Origin of the sequence: Rhodococcus sp. 05-2254-2, assembly GCF_002259095.1 — a bacterium.
Classification (GTDB): domain Bacteria; phylum Actinomycetota; class Actinomycetes; order Mycobacteriales; family Mycobacteriaceae; genus Rhodococcoides.
On sequence record NZ_NOZJ01000020.1, the window covers coordinates 14,946 to 25,184 of the forward strand.

The 10,239-nt window shown below is 64.1% G+C and carries 9 protein-coding genes; 3 read left to right on the forward strand and 6 right to left on the reverse strand.

From position 1 onward, the window contains the following. Window positions 1-126 precede the first annotated feature (126 nt). Window positions 127-1,737 carry an ABC-F family ATP-binding cassette domain-containing protein gene (locus tag CH283_RS22330; protein WP_094640487.1) on the forward strand — a complete coding sequence of 537 codons (1,611 nt, stop codon included), beginning with the start codon at window positions 127-129 and terminating at the stop codon, window positions 1,735-1,737. A 72-nt stretch (window positions 1,738-1,809) separates the two neighbouring features. After that, complete coding sequence (locus tag CH283_RS22335) at window positions 1,810-2,622, forward strand: alpha/beta fold hydrolase (protein WP_373557648.1); 813 nt, start codon at window positions 1,810-1,812, stop codon at window positions 2,620-2,622. A gap of 13 nt (window positions 2,623-2,635) precedes the next feature. On the opposite strand, the gene CH283_RS22340 is transcribed toward CH283_RS22335, so the two are convergent. Continuing rightward, entirely contained in the window at window positions 2,636-4,351 is a 1,716-nt protein-coding gene (locus CH283_RS22340) for an AMP-binding protein (RefSeq protein ID WP_373557647.1), read from the reverse strand. Between the two features lie 77 nt (window positions 4,352-4,428). Between CH283_RS22340 and CH283_RS22345 the strand changes: the two genes are divergently transcribed. After that, a complete protein-coding gene (locus CH283_RS22345; protein ID WP_217901133.1) occupies window positions 4,429-4,902 on the forward strand; it encodes a DUF3995 domain-containing protein in 474 nt (157 codons plus the stop codon). Here CH283_RS22345 and CH283_RS22350 read toward each other — a convergent pair. From CH283_RS22350 to CH283_RS22370, 5 genes are read right to left on the reverse strand one after another with little or no spacing between them, the layout of a single operon-like run. Next, a complete protein-coding gene (locus tag CH283_RS22350) occupies window positions 4,899-6,005 on the reverse strand; it encodes an ABC transporter ATP-binding protein (protein WP_094640485.1) in 1,107 nt (368 codons plus the stop codon). The genes CH283_RS22345 and CH283_RS22350 overlap by 4 nt on opposite strands. 11 nt (window positions 6,006-6,016) lie before the next feature. After that, complete coding sequence (locus CH283_RS22355; RefSeq protein WP_068049004.1) at window positions 6,017-6,901, reverse strand: carbohydrate ABC transporter permease; 885 nt, start codon at window positions 6,899-6,901, stop codon at window positions 6,017-6,019. Then, window positions 6,901-7,851 carry a carbohydrate ABC transporter permease gene (locus CH283_RS22360; RefSeq protein WP_037196012.1) on the reverse strand — a complete coding sequence of 317 codons (951 nt, stop codon included), beginning with the start codon at window positions 7,849-7,851 and terminating at the stop codon, window positions 6,901-6,903. Before CH283_RS22360 ends, CH283_RS22355 begins: the two co-directional genes overlap by 1 nt. Continuing rightward, window positions 7,848-9,200, reverse strand: coding sequence for an ABC transporter substrate-binding protein (locus tag CH283_RS22365; RefSeq protein WP_441344161.1), 1,353 nt, complete (start codon window positions 9,198-9,200; stop codon window positions 7,848-7,850). The genes CH283_RS22360 and CH283_RS22365 overlap by 4 nt, the downstream gene beginning before the upstream one ends. Beyond that, the gene (locus tag CH283_RS22370) at window positions 9,197-10,222 is read right to left on the reverse strand and encodes a sugar-binding transcriptional regulator (RefSeq protein WP_094640484.1); all 1,026 of its coding nucleotides are present in this window, start codon (window positions 10,220-10,222) and stop codon (window positions 9,197-9,199) included. The genes CH283_RS22365 and CH283_RS22370 overlap by 4 nt, the downstream gene beginning before the upstream one ends. Between the last annotated feature and the right edge of the window lie 17 nt (window positions 10,223-10,239).

The following is a 10,239-nucleotide window of genomic DNA, read 5'->3' on the forward strand; positions in this document are numbered from 1 at the left end:
GCGTGGCCATCGGGTTCGGGGCTAGCGTGGCCTTCGCCTTGCTGCCCACAGATTCGGAGAGGCCATTGCTCTTCCAAAGGTTCTAGACGCCTGCAGATCGTCCGCATGCACACCTTTGGAGCAACCATGCCTCATTCATCCTCCCTCTCTGTCTCGAATCTGACGTTCGCCTGGCCGGACGGCGCCCCCGTGTTCGACGCCATGTCAGCCATCTTCCCCAGCGGCACAACAGGTCTCATCGGTTCCAACGGTGCCGGCAAGTCGACCCTGCTGAGATTGCTCGCCGGGGAGTTGACGCCGCAGCGCGGTTCGATCTCGATTCCCGGCGTGCTGGGCCATCTGCGCCAGGACGTCGCACTGGACCCCGATCTGCCCGTGGATCGGGTGCTGGCGATCGATTCGGTGCGAAAAGCATTGCATCGCATAGAATCCGGCTCCTCCACCGAGGACGACTTCGCAGTTGTCGGATCGGCGTGGGACGTCGAGGAACGCGCTCTGGCCCTGCTGAACAAGCTCGGCCTCGGCAGCATCGTCGGCTCTGTGGGCGACCTCGATCGCCGCGTCGGCACCCTGTCGGGCGGTGAGACGACGCTGCTGGCACTCACCGCGCAATTGCTCGCCCAGCCCGAGGTACTGCTACTGGACGAGCCGACCAACAATCTCGACCACGTTGCGCGAGAACGGTTGTACACGGCAGTCGACGGCTACCCCGGTGTGCTGATCGTGTGCACTCACGACCTCGAGTTGCTCGAACGCGTGGACACCATCGCCGAGGTGCGAGCGGAGCGCAGCGGAGTGTCCCGGTTGCGCATGTTCGGCGGCAACTACCAGCACTACCGAGAGGTGATCGACGCGGAACAGCAGGCGGCACGGGCGACGATCCGCGATGCGAAGAACGATGTTCGCAAGCAGGAACGCGAATTGATCGACACCCGAATCAAACTCGACCGACGTCTGCGCTTCGGCAAGAAGATGGAAGAACAGAAGCGCGTGCCACCGATCCTTGCGGGCCGACGCAAGCGGGCCGCCCAGGAATCGGCAGGCAAACTCCACGGAACCCACAGCGACCGCGTCGACGACGCCCGATCGTCCCTGTCGGCCGCCGAGGATCTCCTGCGCGACGACCGCGAGATACGCGTCGACCTCCCGGCGACGAAAGTCCATCCCGGGCAGGTGGTTCTGACGCACGAGGCCGTGCACATCGTGGGCCCTGAGCGCATTGCGCTGATCGGACCGAACGGCAGCGGCAAGACCACGCTGCTGCGGGCCCTGGACGCCACCGGGGCAGAGGTGCCGTGGAAGTATCTGCCGCAGCGACTCGACATCTTCGACGAATCCCGCACCGTCGCCGAGAACGTTGCCGACGTCGCTCCGCAGGCCACGGCCGAACAGATCCGCGGCCAACTCGCCCGCTTCCTGTTCCGCGGATCCGACGCCGACGCCGTCGTCGCCACCCTCTCCGGCGGCGAACGACTGCGGGCCGCACTGGCCCGAATACTGCTGGCCGAGCCTGCTCCAAAGCTCCTGATACTCGACGAGCCGACCAACAACCTCGACATCACCAGCCGACAACACCTCATCGACGCGCTCGACACATTCGAGGGTGCACTGATCATCGCCAGCCACGATCGACCGTTCCTCGACGCCATCGGACCCACCCGCACCGTCGACCTCACCCCGACCGCCGAGACTCCCGAGTCCGCCGAACAAACGCCCGCCAGTGGGGAGTCAATGTGACATCCAGTGGACGCGGGAGTGGAGCCTGCGAAACGACCCACAGGCGCAGTTTGGGGGTCAATGTCACATTGAGTGGACTTCTGGGGCGAGGATTGCGGGGTGGAGTACGCCTCGAATGCCGACGATGGGACACAGATCGCGTACACGGTGGTGGGGTCCGGGCCTCCGTTGTTGATGGTGCACGGCAGTTTTCTGACGCACACGATCTGGCGGACGTTCGGCTATGTGAAGGCGCTGCGCGGGGCTCGGCAGTTGATTCTGATCGACAGTCGCGGGCACGGCCGCAGCGAGAAACCCCGCACTCCCGACGCGTATGCGATGAGCACGATCGTCGGCGATCTGACGGCGGTGCTCGACGCCGTGGGCGCGGAGACCGTCGACTATCTGGGGTATTCGTTCGGGGCTCGGGCCGGGTTGGCGCTGACGGCAGCGACTCCCGAGCGAGTGCGATCACTGGCCGTCGGCGGCGGTAGTCACGGCGCTCAGGCCGGCGCGTTCGATCGCCTGTTCTTCCCCGGATGCGCAGACGTGTTGGAGCAAGGCGGCATGGACGGGTTCCTCGAGGCATGGAACAACCACCGCATGTTCCCGATCGACAACGGCACCCGAGCGGTGTTCTCCGCCAACGACGCCCAGGCCATGGCCGCGTACATTCGGGCGTCCGACGCCGATCCCGGCCTACCCGACGACGCGTTGCAGCAGTTCACCCAGCCGTCGCTGTTCTACGTCGGCAGTCAGGACGGCACCAGGCTCGACGACACCCGAGCTGCCGCAGCGCTGGTCCCGAACTCCGAATTGCATGTCATCCGCGGATTCGACCACGCGACGACGATGGCCGCCACCCCGGAAGTGCTCGGGATCCTCGAACGGTTCTGGGACGAGTGACCTCGGTGTCACATCACCTCTTCAGTGCAGGGAACTGGTCGTCACGCCACTCGGTCTCCAGCGGTCCGACGGCCGCGTCCTCGCGGGCGCGCAGTTCCACTCGGCGGATCTTGCCGGAGATGGTTTTCGGTAGCTCGAAGAACTCGATTCGGCGCACACGCAGGAACGGCGCAAGGTGCTCGCGGGCGTACTTGAGGATCTCGAACGCTGTGTCCTCGTTGGGTTCCCAGCCCGACGCCAATGCCACATACGCCTTGGGGACGGCCAGTCGCGTCTCGTCGGGGGCGGGCACCACCGCGGCCTCGGCAACGGCGGGGTGTTCGATGAGCACGCTTTCGAGCTCGAACGGGGAGATCTTGTAGTCCGAGGCCTTGAACACGTCGTCGGTGCGGCCGACGTAGGTGATGTAGCCCTCGGAGTCCCTCGATGCGACGTCGCCGGTGTGGTAGTAACCGTCGGCCATGACAGCGGCGTTGCGTTCGGGGTCGCCGAGATATCCGGTCATCAGGTTGAACGGCTGCTGCGCCAGGTCGAGGCAGATCTCACCTTCGTCGGCGAGTTCGCCGGTGGTGGGGTCGACGATCACCACCGGTACGCCCGGCAGCGGCCTCCCCATCGAGCCGGACTTCAGTACCGCGCCGGGTGTATTGGCAACCAGCGCAGTGGTTTCCGTCTGGCCGAACCCGTCGCGGATGTTCAGGCCCCACTCCTGCTGCACCCGCGAGATCACCTCGGGGTTGAGTGGCTCACCTGCTCCGATGGCCTCGCGTAGCGAACCACCGCCACCGGCGAGATCGGCTTGAATCAGCATGCGCCACACCGTCGGTGGAGCACAGAACGTCGTCACCTCGGCCCGGCGGATCTGCTCCAGCAACGCTTTCGCGTCGAATTTGCCGTAGTTGTAGATGAAGATCGTCGCCTCGGCGATCCACGGCGCGAAGAAGCAACTCCACGCGTGCTTGGCCCACCCGGGCGAGCTGATGTTCAGGTGCACGTCGCCCGGCCGCAAACCGAGGAAGTACATCGTGCTCAGATGCCCAACGGGATAGGAGATCTGAGTGTGTTCGACGAGTTTGGGCTTGCTGGTGGTGCCGGAGGTGAAGTACATGAGAAGGCGGTCGGTGGGAGCCGTCACGGACTCGAACGGCGCGGCCTCGACAGAACGAGCCTCGGCATAGTCGACCCAACCATCTCGAGCGGAGGTGGCGATGCGCAGGTAGTCCCCGGGTACGTCGTCGAATTTGCCGGTGTCCGAGGGGTTCACGACCACTGCGCGCGCATTGCCGCGCACCACACGGTCGGTCAGGTCTGCCGGCCCGATGGCAGTGGTGGTCGGCATCAACACCGCGCCCAGTTTCATCACCGCGAGCATCGTTTCCCACAGTTCCACCTGATTGCCGAGCATCAGGATCACCGAGTCGCCGCGGCCGATGCCCTGTTGCTCGAGCCACCTGGCAACCTGGTCGGAACGACGCGCGATGTCGTCGAAGCTGTACTTGGCCTCGCTGCCGTCCTCTTCGACGATCCACAACGCAGTGCCGTCGTTGCCACGGGCGATCGCGTCGAACCAATCGATGGCCCAGTTGAACGTCTCACCGAACGACGGCCACTCGAAAGTCTCTACGGCGCGGTCGTACTCGCCGTAGGAGTCGAGCAGTAGGTCGCGAGCGTTCCTGAATGCCGTATGTGCCGATTCGGCCATGCTTCCTCCGTAGCCTGTGATGCTCATCACCGCCACGGTAGGGGAGATGAACAATCCCTCGCTACCCCTGAACGGGGGTGAGAACTCGGCTAGCCTCGATCACCGTGGCCATCGGATACTTCGCGATCGCGGGTGCACTGGGGATAGTTCACGCCGCGTTTTCCGGCTACTGGGCTGCAGGTGGCCGATGGATGTTGAACACCGTCGGATCATTCGCCACGGAATGGGTCGAGACCGAACCGCAGACTGCGCGAACGGCACTGCTGGTGCTCACGCTGGTCAAACTTGCAGCGGCTTTTCTTCCCGCCCTCGCCTACATGAACCGGCCGCGCCTGGCAGCACAGAACCGGACCAGGCTGCCGGCAATCGTCCTCGGCATATCCTGGCCCGGCTCGGTGCTGCTGATTCTCTGGGGCGGAGCGTCGTTCGTCGGAGCGGTGATCGGCCTGATCGCCTCGGACGAGAACCGAAGCGTCAAGTACGGGCACCTGTTCTTCGACGGCATCTTCCTGCTCTGGGGTGCCGCCCTTCTGACGGCGCTGATCCTCTCTCGGAAAGCGCCGTACCAGCCGCGCTAGATGCGCTCGCCTGTTTCCGGATGGAAGAGGTGGATCGCTCCGTCGAGGCGCTTCAGTCCGATGCTCTCGCCGATCCTCGCCGGGGCACGCACTGCCGAGCGGGCGACGAGCGACACGGGTCCCCCGTCGAGTCCCTTCACCTTCGGGTCGTCGAGGTGCGCGTACACGTACGACTCGCTGCCGAGCTCCTCGATGAGATCGACCTTGCCCTCGAAGCCTTCGCCGCCACCGTGGACGATGCCGATGTTCTCGGGCCGCATTCCGATGGTGACCTCGTCGATCCCCAGGCTCGCGAGCTTGGTCAGCTCGTCGCGCTCGAGCGGGAGCAGGAACTTACCGATCTGCACGCCGCCCGAGCCGATGGGTACCGTCATCAGGTTCATCGCCGGGGAGCCGATGAATCCTGCGACGAACGCGTTGACGGGGTGGTCGTACAGGTCTGTGGGAGAGGCGAACTGCTGCAGTTTGCCACCACGCAGGACGGCGACGCGATCACCCATCGTCATGGCCTCGACCTGATCGTGGGTGACGTAGACCGTCGTGGTGCCGAGCCGACGCTGCAACGCCGCGATCTGCGTACGCGTCTGCACTCGCAGTTTCGCGTCGAGGTTGGACAGTGGCTCGTCCATGCAGAACACCTGCGGCTCACGAACGATGGCGCGGCCCATGGCAACTCGCTGACGCTGGCCACCCGAGAGCTTGCCGGGCTTGCGATCGAGGTACTCGGTGAGATCGAGCAGACGGGCCGCTTCGGCCACGCGTGCCTGACGCTTCTCGAGGCTCACTCCGCGCATCTTGAGTGCGAAGCCCATGTTCTCGCCGACGGTCTTGTTGGGGTAGAGCGCGTAGTTCTGGAACACCATGGCGATGTCGCGGTCCTTGGACGGGACGCCCACCATGTTCTTGCCGCCGATTTCGATTGCGCCACCGTCGATCTCCTCCAGACCGGCGAGCATCCGAAGTGCGGTGGACTTGCCGGAGCCGGACGGTCCGACCAGGACGACGAACTCGCCGTCCTTTATGTCGAGGTCGAGGGAATCGACGGCGAGCGAATCGGCACCTTCGTAGACGCAGGATGCCTTCTTGTACGTGATTGCAGCCATGAGACTTTCTCCTATTTGATGGCGCCGAAGGACAGACCGCGCACGAGCTTGTTCTGCGCGAACCATCCGGCAAGGACGACGGGGAGTGCTGCGAACGTCGCAGCGGCGGAAAGCTGGGCCCAGTACAGGCCCTGGCCGGTGATGAATCCGACGAGGTACACCGGAATCGTCTGGGCCTGAACGGCAGTGAGGTTGACGGCGAAGAAGAACTCGTTCCACGAGAAGATCACGCAGATCAACGACGTCGCTGCGATACCGGGAGAGACGAGCGGCAGGATCACCTCGCGGACCGACGTCCACAGCGACGCACCGTCCATGCTGGCGGCCTCGAGCAGTTCCGACGGCACCTCCATGAAGAACGAGCGCATCATCCACACGGCGATAGGCAGATTCATCGCGGTGTAGAGAATCACCAGTGCCCAGATGTTGTCGAGCATGCCGATGTCACCGACGATGACGTACAGCGGAACGATGACGGCCACGACGGGCAGCATCTTGGTGGAGATGAAGAAGAACAGCACGTCCTGGGTTTTCTTCACCGGCCGCAGCGACAGCGCGAATGCTGCCGGAACACCCAGCAGCAGAACGAGAATCGTCGAGACGATGGTCGCGAACGCCGAGTTCAGCAGGGTGGTGCCGATGCCGCTCTCGAGGACACCTCGATACTGATCGAGGGTGGGGGTGAAGATCAGCTTCGGCGGGTTGGAGTAGGCGTCGGCCTCCTGCTTGAAGCCGGTGATCACCATCCAGAGAACCGGGAAGAAGAATGCGATACCGGCCACCCAGGCAACGAACGACCAGATCGTGCCCGGGCCCCACTTGCTCTTCTTCCGGATCTCCTGCCCGTCGGAGGTCTGCGCGACGGCCTTCTTCTTGCTCGTGGTTGCCGTGCTCATCACGCCGCCTCCTCGTTTGCGCTGAAGCTCTTGAAGATCAGTCTCAGCGCCAGTGTGCTGAGAACGATGGTTGCCACCACGGTGACGACGCCCATGGCCGCGGCCTGACCGATGTCGAAGCCGAGGAAGGCACGCTGGTAGATGTAGAACGGCAGGTTCGCCGACGCGACTCCCGGTCCACCGGAGGTCATCATGTAGACGGCATCGAAGGTGTTGACCAGATAGATCGCACCGAGGACGGTGCCGAGTTCGATGAAGCGACGCAGGTGCGGCAACGTCAACTCACGGAAGAGTTTGAACGGGCCTGCCCCGTCGACACGCGCAGCCTCGGCGATGTCCTTCGGCATGGACTGCAGGCCGGCGAGGATCAGCAGCATCATGAACGGCGTCCACTGCCACACGAGGTTCGTCATGACCGCGGCCAGCGGGAACCGCGACACCCAGTCGATCTCGCCGACTCCGAACGGGCTCAGCGCGAAGTTGATCAGGCCGAAGACGGGATCGAACATCGTCGTCTTCCAGATCAGCGCACCGGCGACCGGGGTGACGAGAAACGGGGTGATCAGCAGCGTGCGGATCAGGCTGCGTCCGATGAACTTTCGATCGAGCAGCAGAGCGAGGGCCAGGCCGAGCACCACCGAGATGATCACGGTTCCGACGATCATGATCACGGTGTTCATCGCGACCTCGCGGAACTGACTGTCGCGGAACACGTCGATGTAGTTGTTCAGACCGTTGAACTCACGCGAACCCGGACGAACGAGGTTCCAGGACTGCGTCGAGTAGTACAGCGTGAAAAGGAACGGGATCTGGGTGACGATGATGGCGAACACCAACGCCGGCAACAGTGGCCCGCGTCGACGCCACCCCTCTGCCTTGGAGATCGTTCTCGGTCTCGGTACGAACTTCTCCGGTTCGGCCGGAGCCGTCCGTTCTTCGGTGGTGGTCATCCCTGGTCCTCCTGGTACGTCCTGCCGACCACTTCGGCGTATTGCTGCGCTTGGTCGAGCGCGTCGTCGACGCTGATCTGTCCGGCGATCGCGGCACTGATCTGTTGGCTGACCCGGGTACCGAGGTCCTGGAACTCCGGAATGGTCAGGAACTGGACTCCGGTGTACGGAACCGGATCCACGGTGGGGTCGTTCGGGTCGGCACTGTCGATGGAGTCGAGGGTCAGCTGACCGTAGGCCGCCGACGCCTCCGCGTACTCGGGAATCTCGTAGGTCGAGAGCCGACTTCCGGGAGGCACACGCTCCCAACCGAGTTCGTTACCGACCTTGTTCAGGTATTCCTTGCTGGTCATCCACGAGACGAACTTCCATGCCTCGTCGGGGGCCTCACTGGTCTTGGGGATGCCCAGTGCCCAGGAGTACAGCCAACCGTTGTCGCCCTTGGCCGCCGACGGGGCCTTGGCATAACCGATCTGCCCGACGACGTTGCTCGACGACGGGTCCTCGAGGACCGAGACGGCCGAGGTGGCGTCGTACCACATGGCGGTGTTGCCCTGGGAGAGTTGCGTTCCGCACTCACTGAACCCACTGGTCGCCGCGCCGGCCTGACCGTGCTCGCGCACGGTGTCGACGTAGAACTGCACGGCTTCGCGTACCTCGGGACTGTTCAGCTGGGCGTTCCAGTTCTCGTCGTACCAGCGGCCGCCGAACGCGTTGATGACAGTGTTGAGCGGTGCGAGCACCTCACCCCAGCCGGGCTTGCCGCGCAGGCAGATTCCGGACAGGCCCGGGCTGTCGAGAGCGGCTGCGGCGTCGGCCACCTGCTGCCAGGTGGGCTCGGCAGGCATGTCGATACCGGCCTGCTCCATCAGATCCTTGCGGTACATCAGGAACGACGATTCACCGTAGAACGGCACCGAGTACATGCTGCCCTCGTACGACAGCGACTCCTTCAGCGTGGGAATGAAGTCGTCCTCGTCGTAGCCCGGCGTGGCGTCGGCGTACTCGGAAAGATTGGTCAGCCAACCGTTCTCGGCCCACTGCGGGGTCTCGAAGTTGCTGATCATCACCACGTCGAACTCACCGCCGCCGGTCGCGACCGAGGCCGTGATCTTGGCTCGGGCCTCGTTCTCCGAGAGCGACACGAACTTCAGGTTGATACCCGGGTTCTCCGCCTCGAACTCCGGAGCAAGCGAAATGGCATCGGACATCTGCGAATTCGAGACGATCGCGACGGTGACCGTCGTACCGTCACCATCACCACCGAACGAGCCGGCACCGGCACATCCGGACACCACCAAGGTCGTCGCGAGCGAGGTCGCGACAACCACCTTCGGTAGAACTTTCACTGAGATACCTTTCCATTCGACGCTGATGTGGATCGATCCACAAGCCAACGCGCACTTTCGATGTCGGTGACCAAGATCGATGCCAGTCCACCGCGCAGTGCACCGAGCAGCGCTTCGTGTTTTCGTTTTCCGCCCGTGACGAGCACCGCCCGATCGCAGGCCCTGATGGCGTCGAGCCCCACCGACACGGTTCGGCCGGGGAGTGATCCTCCGGTGTCCTTGCCGTCGGCGTCGTAGAACCGTCCGCCGATCTCACCGACCGCACCGAGTCGGCGCAGTTCGTCGAGCACCTCGAGGTCGATGAAGCTGCCCTCGAACAATGTGGTGGACGTGGAAACGGGACCGATGCCGTACATCATCACATCGGCATCGGTCCCGGCTTTGAGTGCGCGAGAGATCACGGAGTCCTGCTCCAACGCAACGACAGTCGCCTGATCGGCGTACAGCGGCGCATTGAGCCTGATGGGTGTCGCCTGCAGGTACGCAGCGCACCGTCCGAGTGTGTACTCGACGCCGGTCTGGTAGTCGGCCGAGGTGATGGAACCGTCGAGTTGCACCACCGCAGCACATTTGGTGGACCTGGTCTTGAGCGAGCTGGCGACCGCCACCGTCTCGGGTCCCCAGGTGAAGCCCAGCACATCCTTGTCCTGGAGCCGACGAGAGAGCAGCGTCGCCGCTGCCCGGCCGAGGGAACCGTAGCCGGCGTCCGTGCCGTCGATGACGTCCGAGACGACGAGCACCTCGGTCAGCCCGAACTGCGCTTCGAGTTCACGCTCGATGTCGGCGTGCACGGTGCCCTGCAGGTCGTCGGGAACGTTGATCTCGATGGTCACCAGTCCCTGGGTGCGAGCGCGTGCAACCAACCGCCCTGCCGTGGGGCGTGAGACACCGAGCTTCACGGCGATCTCGGCCTGAGTCGCGCCTTCGAGGTGGTACATGGTTGCGGCGCGCAGAGCCAGGCGCAGATCCTCTCCGGACCGCGGAGACTTCGACCCCGCTGGACCGGATGACGATCCATCCATTTCGCCTCCCAAGTTAT